We start from the raw sequence: 16,377 nt of genomic DNA, 5'->3' as shown, positions 1-16,377 counted from the left end.
TCTTTTGGGGCGTAAGCCCCAAAAGATGAACTATGTAATTATTCTTGCAAAAGTTGTGCAGTCTTGTTGCCAAAAATGCTGCATTTCTAATTGCCAAAAATTGTGTATTCTTATTTACCGATTACAACTATAAGCTACTTGATTACTTGCAATATTCAAAGTGTCACGTACTTCTTTTAAGATTGAAAGTTCTTTCCATCTCTACCATTTACAAAATGCTCAACTTGGTGTTTATCTTGTTAGTTCATTAAGTTTTTATTTCTCGATAAATTTTCAAGTAATAGAATAAATATGTAAGCAAAAATGTTTATATTTGTACTATGATTAGTCCATTTCAGAAATATAAAGGAATACATCCAGGTATAGTGCTTGATAGAGAATTAAAAAAACGTTCTATCAAACAACGTCCTTTTGCTTTGTCTTTACAGGAGCATCCTCAAACCTTTAATGCAATAACCAAAGGAAAAAGGGGAATTAGCACTGCATTGGCATTGAAGATTGAAAGAGTACTTGGTTTAGAAGAAGGTACTTTGGTGATATTGCAAGCATATTATGAGATCCAAAAAATCAAAGAAAAAGAAATTAAAATAACCCCTGATCTACATATTCTTAGTAAAGCTTTGTTTTGGGATACGGATGTACAGCATATAGATTGGGAACGACAGTACAAAGCTGTTATTCAACGTGTTTTTGAGCGTGGAAATGAAGAGGATAAAAATGAGATCATTCGTTTTTATGGTATTGAAAAAGTAAAACAAGTTTTGCAAGATGCTAAAATTACTCTTCCTTATACCATATACAGATTGAATCAAAATACAGATTAATTATGGTGTATTATAATACTGAACAACTTTATCAATTTTGAATTTACAGATGATGATTTTGATCCGATTGGTTTAAGGGGAAATATTGGGAGTTCATAAAGGAGGATATTGTTGATGCAGTAAAAAGATATAAGCCATAAGTCATTATATATGACATCAAGCGAAAATACCCTATAGGATAGTAAATAAAAACAGACTACCTCACTGATATAATCGATGAGGTAGTCTGTTTTATTTTACTTAATCCTGTTTAATTCTGTATGGATAAATTGGATTTCATCCTCAGATAATACAAGGTCCATGGCCTTGGCATTAGAAACGGCTTGCTTTGCATTACGAGCACCTGCTAAGACAACAGAAATGGCAGGTTGTAGGCTTGTCCATCTTAATACTAATTGAGCAAGAGTAGCGTCTTTTTCATGTGCAATAGGTTGGATTGCCTTTAAAAATGCTTCTACCTTGGCTAGATCAAATTGTTGGAAGTATCCATTTCTGTGATCATTATCTTTTAGTTTACTCTCATTAAAATATTTTCCAGTTAGTAAGCCTCTTTCCATAGGACTATAGACAATAATACCCAAATCATTTTCTAAAGCATAAGGTACTAAATCTTGTTCTATTTCCCTATTCAGCATACTATAAGCTACTTGATTACTTGCAATATTCAAAATCTCACGTGCTTCTTTGACTTGATCTAAGCTGTAGTTGCTAACTCCAGCAGCGCGTATTTTTCCTTGTTGAATTAGAATATCTAAAGCCTCCATTGTCTCAGAAATTGGCGTTGTATTATCTGGCCAGTGGATTTGTAATAAGTCAATGTAATCCGTTTGTAATCTTTTTAAACTTTCTTCTACCTCTTTGATTACATTTGCTTTAGAGGCATATTTGTATATTGGATAGGTTTTCCCCGCTTCTTGAGCATCAAAGAAGTATTCTCCTTTTCCCTGGTTACTACCATCCCAAACTAATCCGAATTTACTTAGTAATTGAATCTTACTTCTGTCATATCCTTTGATAGCTTGCCCAATCATTTGTTCACTTAATCCAAAACCATAGAAAGGAGCTGTATCTAATGTGGTTACACCATGGTCTATAGATGCTTTTACTGAGTCGATGGAGTCTTTTTGCTCATTACCTCCCCACATAGTTCCACCAATGGCAAAAGCCCCATAGGTGATAGCGGATAGTTCTAAGTCGGTATTTGCTAATTTTCTGTATTCCATTGCAATTATATTTTGTGTGTTAAATATATACTTGGTTGTTCTTGTAATTTAGTGTCTATAAGTGCGACAAATTCTTTTATATAGGATTGCTCATTATGGCTATCTAGTGCTTTTTGATCTGCCCATATTTCATAAAATATAAAAGTGTTTGGATCATTTATCTCTTGATGTAAGTCATATTGTATACACCCTTTTTCTTTTCTAGTTTCTTGTACCATATTTGCAAGTACACTTTGCACTTCTTGGCGGAATGGCGTTTTTGCTTTAATGACTGCTGTTAGATATAGTTTCATAATTAATCTGTGTTTAATTGAGTTTATATTATAAGAAATTGTTCTTTTGTTGTGATGGTAAACTACTTTGGTGATTGTTAGGGCAAAGTTCTATCATTAACTTTTATTATAAAAATAAGTTATATTATAGGTAAGTATCATAATAATTATGTCTTGGATAAAAGATGGTATTAAAAAAGATTTCTAGATCCATGGAGTTATTTTAATCTACAAGTCCTAGTGTACTGTTTTTGGGGAATTGTTTGGTAATTCATATTTATAGAGCTTTATCTGTAAATGGTGAATTTTGTTATCGCTCAAATATTCTCATTTTAATTGCTTAGCGAACAAAAAAATAGAATTCTTATACCTTAATTTTATCAAATATGGATATAGGTATTATTTTACGAAAAATTCATCGTATTTTGTTTCTTTTAAAAAACATAATATTTGTTATACCAGTAAATTAGAACCGAAATTTATTATGACTAAAATCTTATTTGAAGCCATTTTACAAGTGATAATCTTGCTCCCTTTCGCTTTTATATTGTTAAGAGAAAGATCTAAGATTAATATTCAACGTCTTTTTATTTTTACAATAACTTTCGTTGTTTACCAAGTAGCCCTTGTACTTCCAAGGATCAATGCAAGTTTTGACTTTATAGAGAGTAGCTGGAATTGGGATGGAAAAATTTACGGTATTATTTGTGGAGTTTTGGCTTATTTATTGTTCAGAAAATATTTTCGTGAAAACGATTTCTTTACCCTTAAGCAAAATAAGAAGAACTTCAGACCTGCTTTATTTGGTGCAGTAGCAATAGTTTTACTCTCCACAATAGCTTGGTTTATATTAGGCAAATCAGACTTTAATATAGAAACATTAGCTTTTCAAATTTCGCTTCCCGGGATTGATGAAGAAATTATGTTCCGTGGAGTTTTACTTGGACTTCTGGCCACTTCATTAAAAGATAGAATAAAGTTCTTAGGCAATCCAAGTGTATTATTAACAGCAATTCTTTTTGGATTTACCCATGGCTTAACTCTTAGTGAGGATTATTCTATTGATTTTGAGCTATTATATTTTTTGCAAACAGGTTTTGCAGGATATATCTGGGGATGGATAACTATAAAAAGTCGCAGTATTTTGTTAGCTATTTTGTCTCATAATTTTAGTAACTTTTTTGGGACTTTATCCACAATGATTAAGTAAAAGCGATAAGGACAGCATCTAATGAGGTAATTGCTAAACGAGTCTTGTTTTGAGGTAGAACTAAACTCGTTGTTGTTTTTACAGTTTTGGTCTTGTAAACTACCTGAAAACCTTTTCTTTATCTCACATAATTTTATTAGAAGTGAAATATTTAAAGTGTTATATTTATTAAAAATTGTATAAATTACATATTTTACTCTATGCTATATTGGATATAGTTTAACTTATATAAAATCAATATAATGATACGAAGCTTATTTTTGATAATTTTCACTTTTTCTTTTGCTGTTTTACACGCCCAACAATTGCATATTAAGCAATATGGTAATGAGAAGAATCCTCCAATATTGTTTTTGCATGGCGGCCCTGGATTTAATAGTATAAGTTTTGAAGCTTCTACTGCCCAGAAATTGGCCGATAGTGGATTTTTCGTAATTGTTTATGATAGAAAAGGGGAGGGAAGGTCCAAGGATTTAAACTCAAACTATACCTTTAAGGAAAGCTCCTCCGATATTGAATCTATCTTAAGTAAGTATAATATAGAAAAAATAAATCTTTTAGCCCATAGTTTTGGAGGGGTTATCGCTTGTGAGTTTGCCCAAGAATACCCAGATAAAGTAGAGTCAATAATCTTCTTGAGTGCTCCTTTTTCTTATCCAAATATGCTAAAGGAAACTTTAGGCTCGTTAAAAGAAATTTATACAAAAAAACAGGATGTTGTTAATTTGAATTATGTAGCCATGATTGAAAATATGAATCCAAGTTCCTTAGAGTATAGTTCTTACATTTTAATGCATGCTATGGGTAATAATTTTTATAGTCCATCTTCCTTATCCCCTGAAGCTAAAAACCTATATTCTGATCTTTCTAAGAATAGTGATTATGTGCTATTTTCTCAAAGCCCGGATTATAAGTCTCCTTTGGGCTTTTGGAAAAACCAAGGCTATACATCGATAGATCTAGAAAATGCAGTTAAGACAATTTTAGCCAATAATATTAAATTATATGGAATTTATGGACAAGAGGATGGGATCATTCCTCCAAGTGAAATAAATACCATTAGAAGGCTACTGACAGATAATAATGTGAAATATTTGGAAGACTGCTCTCACAATGTGTTTTTGGATCAGCAAAGTTTATTGATAGAAAATATAAAAAACTGGGTAAAATAACCTCCTTTATATCCTTAAAATGCCTTTTTTCTTTGCAAGGTCTGTTGTCATGGCTAGCTCGATACAGCATAATCTATGTATTAGATTAGCTTTGTTTTTTGCTGTATTTAGACAAGATAGTGGCTAACATTTTATTTTGCTAGGCGTAAAGAAGTATTAAAAAAATCAGCTGTTGAGCTAAATATTTACCCTGTTTTTATTGAATTAAATGCTACTTTTACCTTTGAAAAATTTAGAATATACCAATCCATATGAAACACAAAATATTTCACGACTTTGATTTTACAGATTTCTGGGACGATTGTGATTACTCGAGAAAAGAGTATACAGAACCCTTTCCAACTGAGCAGATTATTGAATCCATAGAAAAAGAACTTGGTTATAAACTACCAGCCTCTTATATTGAATTAATGCAAATGCATAATGGTGGCTTAGTGAAGAAATGTTGTTTTGCCACAACACAAGCAACATCCTGGTCGGATGATCACTGCGCGATTACTGGGATTATGGGTATCGGAAAAGACAAATCCTATTCTTTATGCGGTGAGTTAGGAAGTCAGTTTATGATAGAGGAGTGGGGATATCCAGACACTGGAATTTACATCTGTGATTGTCCTTCTGCAGGACATGATATGGTTATGTTAGACTATGAGAAATGTGGTAAAGATGGAGAACCAGAAGTAGTACATGTAGATCAAGAAGATGATTATAGAAAGACATTTTTAGCTAAAGATTTTGAAACCTTTATCCGCGGTCTTGTAGAGGAAGAAGATTTTATGGATGAGCAAGAGGAGGACGATTTAGAAGAGGAGTCCTTTGCAGAGGATTTTTAAAAAAGTTTTCTTAGTAGATAGGCTTTCTTTTTCTTTAAAAACAAAACAGGATTCTTGTGTTTTCTAGAGAAATAGATACGAATTATTTTGTTATACAAAAAAGGCAGTAGTTTTTAAACTACTGCCTTTTGCTTTTTATCTACTAATTTCAATAGAAATTCTTAGTTTACTTTTAGTAGATTATATATCTAAGTGGGCTAAAAACACCACAATAAAACAGAGTTTTAGACGATGCTTTTAAAGTTTTCTTTAAGGTGCTGTTTATACTCTATTTCATAGGCTTGTAATCTTTCTAGACTACCGTTTTTCTCTAAATCATGGAAGTGGAAACCATCGATTTTCTCTAGAGATAAGAACTGGTTCATTTTATGGAAACCAAATAGAACTCCTTTGTCTACACTATGCTGATCAAAGAATTCACCAGGTAGGGTAAAAGCTGTCTCTGGGGCATTCCATGAAGTAGTAACCATATAGTGTTTTCCTTGCATTAATCCGCCTGTTCCATAATTGATCTCTGGGTTATTTCTGCTTCTTCCATCACTAGCATACATACCGTTGTTGTGTCCTAAGGTAAATACTTCATCGATGTATTTTTTTAATTTATTTGGAACTTGGAACCACCAAATAGGGGTATGGTAGATAATGGTATCTGCCCATTTATAGTTCTCTACCTCTAGAGCTGGATCAAAGGAGTCATCGGTATTAGTAATGCGAACGGTATAACCTAACTCTTCTAAAGTTTGCTGTGTCCAGGTAGTAAGTGTTTTATTGAAATAACCACCTGAGTGAGCAAAGGTTTGACCTGCGTTTACTATAAATATATTTTTCATGTTGATTATTTTAATGAATGATAGGGCAAAGGTCTATAATATTTATCTATTCTAAAAATAACTTAAATTATAGTGTTGTATTATTTTAATGATAGATAATAGTAGTTAAGGTAGATAATTAGTTTTACTTTTGATTTTAATAAAATCAACAATTATGCGCTGGAATTTAGAATGGATCAGAACCTTTAAGGCTATTTATGAGACAGGTAGCCTCTCAAGTGCTGCTAAGGAGTTGTTTATTTCACAACCAGGAGTTAGTTTGCATTTAAACTCTTTAGAGGGATATACTGGATTTAAATTATTTGACCGCTCTGCTAGAAAGATGATACCTACAGAAAAAGGAAAAATTCTGTACAATACTGTTTTGGATCCTTTGCAAAGGCTGGAAAACGCAGAACAGCATTTTCACCAACGTTCCAAGCAAGAGCGTATCACTATTAGCGTGGGTATGTGTTTTGAAACCTTTGAGTATACCTTAGAGGAACATGTAGCAAGTTTGCCATTTAATTTGATTATTAAATTTGGGGAGTACCCTCAAATGCAACAAGATTTAGATAACGGACTACTGGATTTGATTATCACCCCACAAAAAGGCAATCAACCCAATATTAGTTATGAAGCCTTTTCTAAAGAACGCCTTATACTAGTGGCAGGAAGTAATACGGATACCACTGAAATTCAAAAGCTAATAAAAGAATCTAAGTGGGAAGAGTTAGAACAAGCTTTAAAACAAAAGCTATGGTATAGTACAGCTGCAGATATGGAACATTTGAAAAACTTTTGGCTTGCTCACTTTAAAACCCATCCTGATTTTAGACCTAATTATATTGTACCTAATATTAGATCTATTATTCGCTGTATTAGCCAAGGAGAAGGGTTTGCTATAGTACCAGATTTCTTATGTAAAGAAGCAGTTCTAAGTAAAGACATCAAAGTAGTTTGGCAAGGAAGTACCCCACTGGAAAACACCCTGTATTTTGGAAAGCGTAAAAAAACAATTTATGCCAACGAGATAAACCAATTAGAGACGTTACTAAAACAAAAATGGAAATAAAATCTTTTCTACAAAGGTAATTTTCCCTGAAAATAGGGAGATACACTTCTTTTTCAGATCATTACTTTTGTAAAGGAAATACCCTTTGTCTTTCTCATGGATAGAAATAAGTAAAAAGGACTTAAAGAGAAAAGGTATTTATTGAACACTTAAAAAAAGAGAATATGTGTAAGTATGCAATGATTCCCTATAAAGATCACTTTGCTTGTTTTACCTGTCAAAAGACCTTTAAAAGACGCTTATATTATGATATAAGAAAGGGAAATAAACAAGATTCTATAGCAGTATGTCCACAGTGCCAAGGCGAAATGGCCAATCTTGGTAAAGATTTTGAATCCCCTAAGCAAAAGGACGATAAAGCTTGGCAACACCTTAGAAATCTATATGAAGTTGGAATTGTTTTTTCTTCTTGTGGCTGTACTGGACCTGGATATATTCCCAGGGATAAAGAGGCTTTATTAGCTTATTTTAAAAAAATTCAAAAAGGCTACTTTAAAGAGTTAGAGTTTTGGCGCTCTAGGATAGAACCTACCACAAAAATAGAGAAAATAAAAGATGGTCAGCGCCATGGTGGTAAACTCCAAGCAGTAAATAGAAACTATCTAAAGCAAGGGGTTACTAATCTAGAAGGTATTGCTTATTGGCTGGAGAGAATAAATCTCATTCAAAAGAAAATAGATACCATTGTTTTACAAAAGACAAAGAAATAGAATACACCATTTTAACCAAATAATGGACTCCATCTATTTTGTAGGCGACACAATAATTATAAGGTTTTTTAATGTACTCGTTATTTTTATATTAGATTAGCGCATTGTTTTTTCTTGAATACTTCAAGGGACTTAACTATACTTTTACTTATCATGGAGATACCTTTTTTACTAAATAATGAGCAGCGAAAATACCTGGGATTACAACCAGTGCAAGATACTTGGGAGCTAGTTTTTTTAAATGACTCTTATTTATATTTTGATAAGGATACTATAGTTAAGCAAATTAAAGTAGATAAGGATTACTATTTTGAGAAAGAGCTTCAAGAGCATACTAGCCAAAATAGGTCAATCCTACTACCTAAGACAGCCAAAGGGAAGCCTAAAAAGCTTAATTACACAGCTATGAACTCTTTTAGTGATAAAGGAGTTTATTTCAAATTCTCCTCTTCTTATTTGTGTATAGCAAACTATTCTACTCAGACTACTTTTTATAGTGAGTCCTTTGAAGATAAGGATATTGTTTTTTTGCAAAAGTGGTTAGAAACTTGGATAAAAGATACTACTAAAGAGGAGTTAGAGCAGATTACTGCTTTTTCAATAGCTACTCGTAAGCGTTATAAATATAAAGAAGGAGACTTTTTTAGCTTTAAAATAGGACGTAGAAAGTGGGGCTTTGGTAGAATCTTACTTGATGTAGTGACTTTGAAAAAAGATCCCGAGTTTAAAAAGGCTAAGAACTATGGACTAACCAATATTATGAGTACTGCTTTAATTGTAAAAGTGTACCATAAAATAAGTGATACTCCAATGGTTGATCTTAAAGAGTTAGCTTCTTGTCAGGCATTACCTTCTCAAAGTATTTTGGACAATGTTTTTTTCTATGGTCAAAATCCCATTATAGGAAACTTACCTTTAGAAGCAAGCGAATTAGATATGCTTATTTCTTATGGGAGAAGTATAAATTCTAAAGATAGTGATTGCGTTTATTTGCAATATGGACTTATTTTTAAGCAAACTACTGTAGATAAGTTGGATAAGTACCTTTGTAATGGGGATGATAATGGGATGGATAATCCTTACACTAATATTGGGGTGGGCTTTGGATTAGATATAGATTATTTACAAAAGGCGATAGATGCCAATAGCAACGATCCTTATTGGAATGATATGAACAACTGGCAAGGGGAATTCGATTTACGCAACCCCAATAATATGGCTATAAAACAAGAAATTTTCTCTTTCTTTGGCTTAGATGCAAGTAAGAGTTATGAGCAAAATATGGCTTTAGCGCAGTTAAAATAGTCTAGCTATTACCTTAAGTATTTTAAGCTATAAGGCCTCTTAGTCATTGGAATATTGGATAATAAGAGAAAACTGCATAGTATTAAAGGTAGTGCTTTGGTTTTCCTATTTAAGGTAAATCATTTCTTTTAGTTAGTTCAATAATGAACTGAGAAGGAGAAGATCCTTGTATCTTCTTAAATATCTCTGAGAACTTACTATGAGAAGAGAAACCACAGATATGTGCCAAATAACTTATTTTATATTCTCTATGTTTAGGTTCTTCTTTTAATAATTGGACAATAAATTTTATTCTTAGTGTATTGATATAAGTATAAAAGTCTTGGTTATATTCTTTGTTAAGTATATGAGTGATGTATTTTGCATTGGTGTTTAGGTGATTTGCTAGTACACTAATAGACATGTTTTTGTCTAGGAATAATTTGTCCTTTTCAAAAGTTTCTAATTGAGAAATTAACCTTTTCTCCGTTTCTTTAGCGATATTTATTTCCTCTGTTTTTAGGTTTTTCTTCTCTTCTATTACCTGTGGTGACTCGAGTATTTCAGGGGAAGTACTAGTTTTTAATTCATTGGCGTTATCCTTTAAGATAGAATTGTTTCTCGTAAGGTGCTTTTTCCTTACAAATAGGCCTACGAAAAGACAGCTTATTAAAAATAGGCTTGAGATATAATACCATTTATTAGCTATTATTCCTTTTTTAAGCTGGTTGTTTTCTTGATCTAATCCTGAAGTAACCGACTCAATAGTGTCTTTATTGGTATGATAGATTATTGTATTAATACTATCTAACTTTTGCTTAAAAATGCGCAAGCTATCTATATCTTTTTTATAAAGATAATAATCTCCTAAATAGGTATATAGCTCTTTATTTAAATCGTTGGTTTTGAATTGAGTAGGGTCTTTCCAAACTTTGTATAATGTATTATATGCTAGTTCATATTGATTTTCCTGCAAGTAGGAATAGCCAATTTGAGTTAATATATAGTTCTTTAATGTTTTTACATTAATATTATCATACCCATCTAATAGAGTTAAGGCCTTATTAGAATAAAAAAAGGCGGAATCTATTTGCTGGGTTTTATTATAAAGATTTCCTAGATATTGATAGTTAGAAGCTAATAAAAAGTCTTTATTGGCGGATTCCATTTTTTCTATATAGGAATTACTTAGCTTAATATCTTCGATGGAACTTTTGATATCGTGGTTAGATACTTTATAGTAAGCCATCTCATGGTAGACATTAGCATAAAACTTATTTAACTCTTCTGAATTAGGTGCAAGAGATGCTGTATTTATTGCTTCTTGTAATTTTTGTTGCCCTAGGTGGATCATATTGGAGCTTCTATACACGGTAGACATATACCCCAAAAAACGTGCAGCCCAAAGGTATTGTTTGTTTTTAGAGGCAAAATTATAGGCTTTTTGCGCTGTTTGTAAGGTAGCTTGACTATTGCCCTGTAGTCGGTACAAATTTGTTATGATTAAATATACCTTTAGTTTATCTGTGTCAGCTAAGGTCTCATTTTCCAATATGTACTGCATTTCTTCAAGAGTTTTTACAAGCTCTTGTGTCTTTGTTTTGCCAATAGTTACATCATTATATAATCTATCTATTTGTTGCAAATAGTTTTGAGGAAATACATTAGCTGAAAAAAGTAAAAAAAATAATATATAATAAATGTATCTAAACATATTTGGGTAAGCTTTATAATCATTGCAAAAATAGTCAAGTTCTTTGAATTAAAATGGTTAAAAAACACAATTAATAGGTAAAAAAATCAATGCGTAAATAAAAATTAACTTATTGTTTACGGTAAAAAAGTAGTTATCTAGCCTATCTTTTTACCGTAAATAGGCTTTATATGGTGTTTTTTAATCCAATTTTTCACACCCTATTTCCTAATTTTGTGAAAACACATCCTCCCTTACACTATGCGAATTAAATTTAAAACTAGAAAAAGACTTCATTATGGTTTATTAATAAGTATTGTTTTCCTACAATTATTATTGGGAGTAATTATATATAATGAGATTTTTTACGCTTCCAAACTAGAGGATTTAGAAGCGGATATGTATATCTCAGAACAAGCCAGTTATTTTAGTGACCTAACACAAGAAAATTATTTAAATGCTCAAAAAAACTTACAAAAATATATTCACACCAAAGAAATAGAATACCTAAATGATTATAATGATAATTTAGATGTTTTGAATGCTAGCATTGAGAACTTATTTAAAATAGCAGATAAAAGTAAATTATTTAGTTTTTACTTAACCAAGACAAATGATTCTCCTTTATACTTAGAGCAAGTATCCTTCACTTTGGATTCTTTAAGAAATATACGTATTGCTCCTTTGCAAAAAAACGCTATCAATATTTTAAAATTAGATAAGTTTAAATATTCTGATATTGTAGATAGTATTCAAGTGGAAAGTTATCTAGTGGTAGATAGTGTACAACGCAAAGGTTTACTTTCTAGGTTAGGAAGAGCTTTATCTGGGAAAGTAGACATACAAAAGGAACAACTAAATACAGTATTGACTTTAAAGCAAGGTGGCTCTATTACCACAGGTAGTATCGATGAGCAGCTTACTTTAATTTTGGATAAGGCCAATGACTATTATCAAGATGAATTTTCACGGTTTAAGAATAAAGTTAATCTTTATAATATACAAGATCAAAAATTTATAGATAGAAGCAGTGAGCTTCTAAGTTACAGTAGCTTGTTACTAAAAAAATATAACCAAGCCCTACTTAACTTTACTAGTGAAGCAAGAAAGCAATTTTACCAGCAGTATGATTTAAATAAAAAATTAAGGGTTTTTAGTCTAGCAGGAGTTATACTCATAATGATTATCATATCTGTTAGTTTAATCTATTTAACTACTGTAACCTTTGAATATGAAAAGCGTTTAATCAAAGAGCAGAAGAAAACTCTAGATAGTTTAAAGTTTAAAAATAGAATTGTTAGTATGATTAGCCATGAAATACGCTCTCCATTAAATACCATATCTATTTACAGTAAAATATTTGGAAAGAAAGTTAGTTCTCCTGAGTTACAAGAATATATTGAGACTGTTAGCTTTACTACTAACTCCTTATTACTCTTATCTAATCAAATTTTAGATTATTCTAAGAATGAGCATAGTAAGCCTATTTTAAATAGGAGTGTTTTTAATTTGAAAACAGAGTTAGAAGGTATCTTAAAGTCCTTAAGTACTTTTGTTGAATCCAATAAAAATAATTTCAAAGTAAAGAATTTCATTGAAGAAGATCTTTATGTAGATTCTGACGTGGTTAAAATCTATCAATTATTTTACAATATTGTGGGTAATGCCAACAAATTTACACATCAAGGTATCATTGAAATTGTTATACATCAACAAAATACTATAGAGGAAAATAAACTCAAATTAGTAGTTGAAATACGAGATAATGGTGTAGGTATAAGTGAGGAAGATCTTCAACATGTTTTTGATAATTTTCACCAAGGAGTTAATGAGTGTAAATTCACTCATCTCGGTATTGGCTTAGGCTTAAACCTTTGTAAAGAAATTGTGGAGTTATTTGATGGTGAAATCTCCATTGAGAGTGAGAAAAATAAGCAAACTATTGTAACTTTTAGCTTATTTATAGACAAAGCTAGTTCTAAGTAGTTTTTTAATTTAAAGCCTTGTTGTATATGGAAAACACATTCAATAATTTTTGCTTTATGACAGCAGATGATCATAGTATTATTACTAGGTCTTTGTCTTTGATTTTAAAAGATTTATATGCAAATTCTGTGGTTTACGAAACCCATGATATCGCTAAGATACACAGTACACTTGAAACGAGCAAAATAGATTTATTAATATTAGATATATGTTTTCAATCGGGAGATATTTTAGAAGTCATTCCAGTTTTAAAGGCTATTCAGCCAAGTTTGAAAATTTTAATTTATTCCGGTCAAGAAGAAGATATTTATGCTTTGCGATGTCTTGCCGCTGGAGCAAATGGATATTTAAGTAAGCTTAGTACTTTTGAAGAGACTCAAAACGCTATAGCCTCTATGATGAATTTTGGAAAATATTATAGTAAAAATATACAAGATAAAATCAACGACAGTTTTATTTTTAAAACTCCTAGTAATCCGATTGAAAAATTGTCTAATCGAGAGTTTGAAATTGCTAGGTTATTTTCTCAAGGTTATGGTAATACTGAGATCTGTATAGCTTTAGATTTGCAGAAATCTACTGTAAGCACCTATAAAACTAGAATTTTTGAGAAGTTAGAAATTAGTAGTATTACTGGATTAATTCAGTTACTAAAGGTATATAAAATGGCTTATTAGTTTTAAAACCTTTTATAAGAAACAAGACAGTTCTGTGGCTTATTTCAAATAGAGTTGGTGCATATTACCTTAAATAAAGATTGTGAAAGTAGTGTCTTTTAGAAAGTAAGATATAGAAAAAAAGAAGTGTTTGTTAATTTGAAGTTCACTGTAGAACCTTATGACATTTTTTTGCTAGTACGGGTGTTATAAGAAGGTTTTTATTTTTTTTTTCATGGTTGGGTTAGGTTTTCTCTAAAGCCTAACCCAGTTTATTTTACTACCTGTGTAATTTGCTATAAGGTATCTTGTTTGAGTTTTACAGCATTTTCTTAGAAATAGCATTATTGCCTTTGATTTATACCACTAAATATTTAATGTTTTTTTAGTATTATACCCTTCTAGGTCATTTCATAAAATGCCATAATTATCTTCCCTATAACCTTTATTATTATTCTTGATTTGAAGTTAAGTAAAATTTAATTTTCATGTTTTTATTGCTTGCATAGTAGTGAGGATATTTTATCTGATTTGGAAGGCTTTTACTTCATTTTTGACAAAAACGTTGATTTTTTGTAGAACTATTAAAGAATAGTCTCCTGCTTATAGTCCTTAGGATTCTTAATGTAATTTATAAAGTACTTGTTTTTGGCTATTTACTTGATGTATATCTCTTTTTTTAAGGTTTTTTTGATTTTTCGTATGATTTTTTTGTAGGTCAAGTTCTACATCCGATATGAAGTAGTACTACAAAGGTATTTTGCTAAAAGTAGGTTATTTGTTTAATAAAATTATGTAAAAAGTACCTATAAGCAATACCAACAGATTTGTAAACAGAATGAAGAGTTACTTGTTTTTAGTAAAGGGTTTTATTCTGTTTTATTTGTTTGTTAAACATCCATCTGCTTGCTTTTGCTTGAAAGTGTAGAATTAACTTTAACAACGATTAATATGAAAAAAAGATTACTTGCTGCGGCTTTTTTTGTTGGGGCTTGGAGCGCCTACAGTCAGGTGGGTATTGGGACATTAGCACCAAATAAATCATCTCAGTTAGATGTTGTATCTGATGCTAAGGGAATTTTGATTCCTAGAGTTTCATTAAAGTCAACCAAGGATGTGACCACTGTTGCAAATGCTTTAAATAACAAGTACGAAAACAGTCTTTTAGTTTTTAATACTAATACAGAAAATGATATTACTCCAGGGTATTATTATTGGTACCAAGATAGATGGATGAGAATGATTAATGAGTTAGACGTTCTATCCTCAAATAAAAATACTACAAATACTTCTCTAAAAGTATTAAATAAAGATCTTGTTTTAGAAGACTCTGATGGTAATACAGTTAAAATACCGCTTAGAGATTTAAACTTACCTACCAGTTTAGTGGATAACGGAGATGGAACCATTACTTATACTAATGAATTAGGTGAAACTTTCAAAATTAATTTATTAGCTGGATTAAAAGGAGCCGATGGTATAACTCCAGAAATTGGTCCAAATGGTAATTGGTGGATTAATGGAGTAGATACTTTTATTGTTGCTCAAGGTTCTCATGGAGCTAGAGGAGCAGAAGGAAAATCAGCTTTAGAAATCTGGCAATCACTACCTGGAAATGATGGTAAAGATGGAGTAGCTTTTATTGAAGCTATCACAGGTAAAGATGGTAACCGTGGTATAGATGGGAATCATGGTGAAGATGGTAATCATGGTGAAGATGGAAAATCTGCTTACGAGGTAGCTGTTGATAATGGATTTATTGGAAGTGAGGCAGAGTGGTTATTAAGTTTAATTGGTGATAGAGGAGCAGAAGGAAAATCCGCTTTAGAAATCTGGCAATCACTACCTGGGAATGATGGTAAAGATGGAGCTGACTTCATAGCAGCAATAACTGGTAAAGATGGAAAAGATGGTTCAACTCCAGAGGTAGGTTCAAATGGAAACTGGTGGATTGATGGTGTTGATACTAATATCGCTGTAAAAGGAGACAAAGGAGATCAGGGAGCAGAAGGAAAATCAGCCTTAGAAGTATGGCAATCTCTACCTGGAAATGACGGTAAAGATGGAGCAGACTTCATTGCAGAAATCACAGGTAAAGATGGAGTAGATGGGAAATCTGCATATGAGGTAGCTGTTGATAATGGTTTCACCGGAAGTGAAGCAGAGTGGTTATTAAGTTTAATCGGAGCTAAGGGAGACGAAGGAAAGTCTGCTTTAGAAATCTGGCAATCACTACCTGGGAATGATGGTAAAGATGGAGCTGACTTCATAGCAGCAATAACTGGTAAAGATGGAAAAGATGGAAAAGATGGTTCAACTCCAGAGGTAGGTTCAAATGGAAACTGGTGGATTGATGGTGTTGATACTAATATCGCTGCAAAAGGAGACAAAGGAGATCAGGGAGCAGAAGGAAAATCAGCCTTAGAAGTATGGCAATCTCTACCTGGAAATGACGGTAAAGATGGAGCAGACTTCATTGCAGAAATCACAGGTAAAGATGGAGTAGATGGGAAATCTGCATATGAGGTAGCTGTTGATAATGGTTTCACCGGAAGTGAAGCAGAGTGGTTATTAAGTTTAATCGGAGCTAAGGGAGACGAAGGAAAGTCTGCTTTAGAAATCTGGCAATC

The 16,377-nt window shown here is 31.8% G+C and carries 14 protein-coding genes; 10 read left to right on the top strand and 4 right to left on the bottom strand.

Going from position 1 to position 16,377, the window contains the following annotated elements:
• Nucleotides 1-320 precede the first annotated feature (320 nt).
• Nucleotides 321-824 (top strand): helix-turn-helix transcriptional regulator, encoded by a 504-nt coding sequence (locus ACYSNM_RS13140; protein WP_461757333.1) that lies wholly within the window; start codon nt 321-323, stop codon nt 822-824.
• A gap of 236 nt (nt 825-1,060) precedes the next feature.
• Here ACYSNM_RS13140 and ACYSNM_RS13135 read toward each other — a convergent pair whose 3' ends face one another.
• Both ACYSNM_RS13135 and ACYSNM_RS13130 read right to left on the bottom strand, forming a co-directional pair.
• Nucleotides 1,061-2,047 carry an aldo/keto reductase gene (locus ACYSNM_RS13135; RefSeq protein WP_461757332.1) on the bottom strand — a complete coding sequence of 329 codons (987 nt, stop codon included), beginning with the start codon at nt 2,045-2,047 and terminating at the stop codon, nt 1,061-1,063.
• A gap of 5 nt (nt 2,048-2,052) precedes the next feature.
• Nucleotides 2,053-2,340: a putative quinol monooxygenase gene (locus tag ACYSNM_RS13130; protein ID WP_461757331.1), complete on the bottom strand. Its 288-nt coding sequence runs from the start codon at nt 2,338-2,340 to the stop codon at nt 2,053-2,055.
• A 463-nt stretch (nt 2,341-2,803) separates the two neighbouring features.
• Between ACYSNM_RS13130 and ACYSNM_RS13125 the strand changes: the two genes are divergently transcribed.
• The 3 genes from ACYSNM_RS13125 (at nt 2,804) to ACYSNM_RS13115 (ending at nt 5,534) form a co-directional block, all read left to right on the top strand.
• Nucleotides 2,804-3,529: a lysostaphin resistance A-like protein gene (locus tag ACYSNM_RS13125; RefSeq protein ID WP_461757330.1), complete on the top strand. Its 726-nt coding sequence runs from the start codon at nt 2,804-2,806 to the stop codon at nt 3,527-3,529.
• 242 nt (nt 3,530-3,771) lie between these two features.
• The gene (locus ACYSNM_RS13120) at nt 3,772-4,701 is read left to right on the top strand and encodes an alpha/beta hydrolase (RefSeq protein ID WP_461757329.1); all 930 of its coding nucleotides are present in this window, start codon (nt 3,772-3,774) and stop codon (nt 4,699-4,701) included.
• A 251-nt stretch (nt 4,702-4,952) separates the two neighbouring features.
• Nucleotides 4,953-5,534, top strand: coding sequence for an SMI1/KNR4 family protein (locus ACYSNM_RS13115; RefSeq protein WP_461757328.1), 582 nt, complete (start codon nt 4,953-4,955; stop codon nt 5,532-5,534).
• 224 nt (nt 5,535-5,758) lie between these two features.
• Here the strand turns inward: ACYSNM_RS13115 and ACYSNM_RS13110 are convergent, their stop codons facing one another.
• Complete coding sequence (locus ACYSNM_RS13110) at nt 5,759-6,364, bottom strand: NAD(P)H-dependent oxidoreductase (protein WP_461757327.1); 606 nt, start codon at nt 6,362-6,364, stop codon at nt 5,759-5,761.
• A gap of 154 nt (nt 6,365-6,518) precedes the next feature.
• Here ACYSNM_RS13110 and ACYSNM_RS13105 point away from each other — a divergent pair, with 154 nt between their 5' ends.
• The 3 genes from ACYSNM_RS13105 (at nt 6,519) to ACYSNM_RS13095 (ending at nt 9,433) form a co-directional block, all read left to right on the top strand.
• Nucleotides 6,519-7,418, top strand: coding sequence for a LysR family transcriptional regulator (locus tag ACYSNM_RS13105; RefSeq protein WP_461757326.1), 900 nt, complete (start codon nt 6,519-6,521; stop codon nt 7,416-7,418).
• Nucleotides 7,419-7,582: 164 nt separating this feature from the next.
• Nucleotides 7,583-8,128: a hypothetical protein gene (locus ACYSNM_RS13100; protein WP_461757325.1), complete on the top strand. Its 546-nt coding sequence runs from the start codon at nt 7,583-7,585 to the stop codon at nt 8,126-8,128.
• A gap of 153 nt (nt 8,129-8,281) precedes the next feature.
• On the top strand, nt 8,282-9,433 hold the full coding sequence (locus ACYSNM_RS13095) for an immunity 26/phosphotriesterase HocA family protein (protein WP_461757324.1): 1,152 nt from the start codon (nt 8,282-8,284) through the stop codon (nt 9,431-9,433).
• A gap of 109 nt (nt 9,434-9,542) precedes the next feature.
• Here the strand turns inward: ACYSNM_RS13095 and ACYSNM_RS13090 are convergent, their stop codons facing one another.
• The gene (locus ACYSNM_RS13090) at nt 9,543-11,126 is read right to left on the bottom strand and encodes a helix-turn-helix domain-containing protein (RefSeq protein WP_461757323.1); all 1,584 of its coding nucleotides are present in this window, start codon (nt 11,124-11,126) and stop codon (nt 9,543-9,545) included.
• A 240-nt stretch (nt 11,127-11,366) separates the two neighbouring features.
• On the opposite strand from ACYSNM_RS13090, the gene ACYSNM_RS13085 reads away from it, so the two are divergent.
• The 3 genes from ACYSNM_RS13085 to ACYSNM_RS13075 all read left to right on the top strand — a co-directional run.
• Nucleotides 11,367-13,091, top strand: coding sequence for a sensor histidine kinase (locus tag ACYSNM_RS13085; protein WP_461757322.1), 1,725 nt, complete (start codon nt 11,367-11,369; stop codon nt 13,089-13,091).
• Nucleotides 13,092-13,117: 26 nt separating this feature from the next.
• Complete coding sequence (locus ACYSNM_RS13080) at nt 13,118-13,768, top strand: response regulator (RefSeq protein WP_461757321.1); 651 nt, start codon at nt 13,118-13,120, stop codon at nt 13,766-13,768.
• Between the two features lie 930 nt (nt 13,769-14,698).
• On the top strand, nt 14,699-16,377 hold a 1,679-nt coding region (locus tag ACYSNM_RS13075; protein WP_461757320.1), incomplete at its 3' end, for a collagen-like domain-containing protein.

It is taken from the genome of Myroides sp. LJL116 (genome assembly GCF_054871685.1).
This window is presented reverse-complemented; position numbering and strand designations above follow the sequence as displayed.

Bases quoted from the DNA above. Each gene is read 5' to 3' on its own strand.
- ACYSNM_RS13140 (WP_461757333.1), top strand. From the start codon at position 321: ATGATTAGTCCATTTCAGAAATATAAAGGAATACATCCAGGTATAGTG.
- ACYSNM_RS13135 (WP_461757332.1), bottom strand. From the start codon at position 2,047: ATGGAATACAGAAAATTAGCAAATACCGACTTAGAACTATCCGCTATC.
- ACYSNM_RS13130 (WP_461757331.1), bottom strand. From the start codon at position 2,340: ATGAAACTATATCTAACAGCAGTCATTAAAGCAAAAACGCCATTCCGC.
- ACYSNM_RS13125 (WP_461757330.1), top strand. From the start codon at position 2,804: ATGACTAAAATCTTATTTGAAGCCATTTTACAAGTGATAATCTTGCTC.
- ACYSNM_RS13120 (WP_461757329.1), top strand. From the start codon at position 3,772: ATGATACGAAGCTTATTTTTGATAATTTTCACTTTTTCTTTTGCTGTT.
- ACYSNM_RS13115 (WP_461757328.1), top strand. From the start codon at position 4,953: ATGAAACACAAAATATTTCACGACTTTGATTTTACAGATTTCTGGGAC.
- ACYSNM_RS13110 (WP_461757327.1), bottom strand. From the start codon at position 6,364: ATGAAAAATATATTTATAGTAAACGCAGGTCAAACCTTTGCTCACTCA.
- ACYSNM_RS13105 (WP_461757326.1), top strand. From the start codon at position 6,519: ATGCGCTGGAATTTAGAATGGATCAGAACCTTTAAGGCTATTTATGAG.
- ACYSNM_RS13100 (WP_461757325.1), top strand. From the start codon at position 7,583: ATGTGTAAGTATGCAATGATTCCCTATAAAGATCACTTTGCTTGTTTT.
- ACYSNM_RS13095 (WP_461757324.1), top strand. From the start codon at position 8,282: ATGGAGATACCTTTTTTACTAAATAATGAGCAGCGAAAATACCTGGGA.
- ACYSNM_RS13090 (WP_461757323.1), bottom strand. From the start codon at position 11,126: ATGTTTAGATACATTTATTATATATTATTTTTTTTACTTTTTTCAGCT.
- ACYSNM_RS13085 (WP_461757322.1), top strand. From the start codon at position 11,367: ATGCGAATTAAATTTAAAACTAGAAAAAGACTTCATTATGGTTTATTA.
- ACYSNM_RS13080 (WP_461757321.1), top strand. From the start codon at position 13,118: ATGGAAAACACATTCAATAATTTTTGCTTTATGACAGCAGATGATCAT.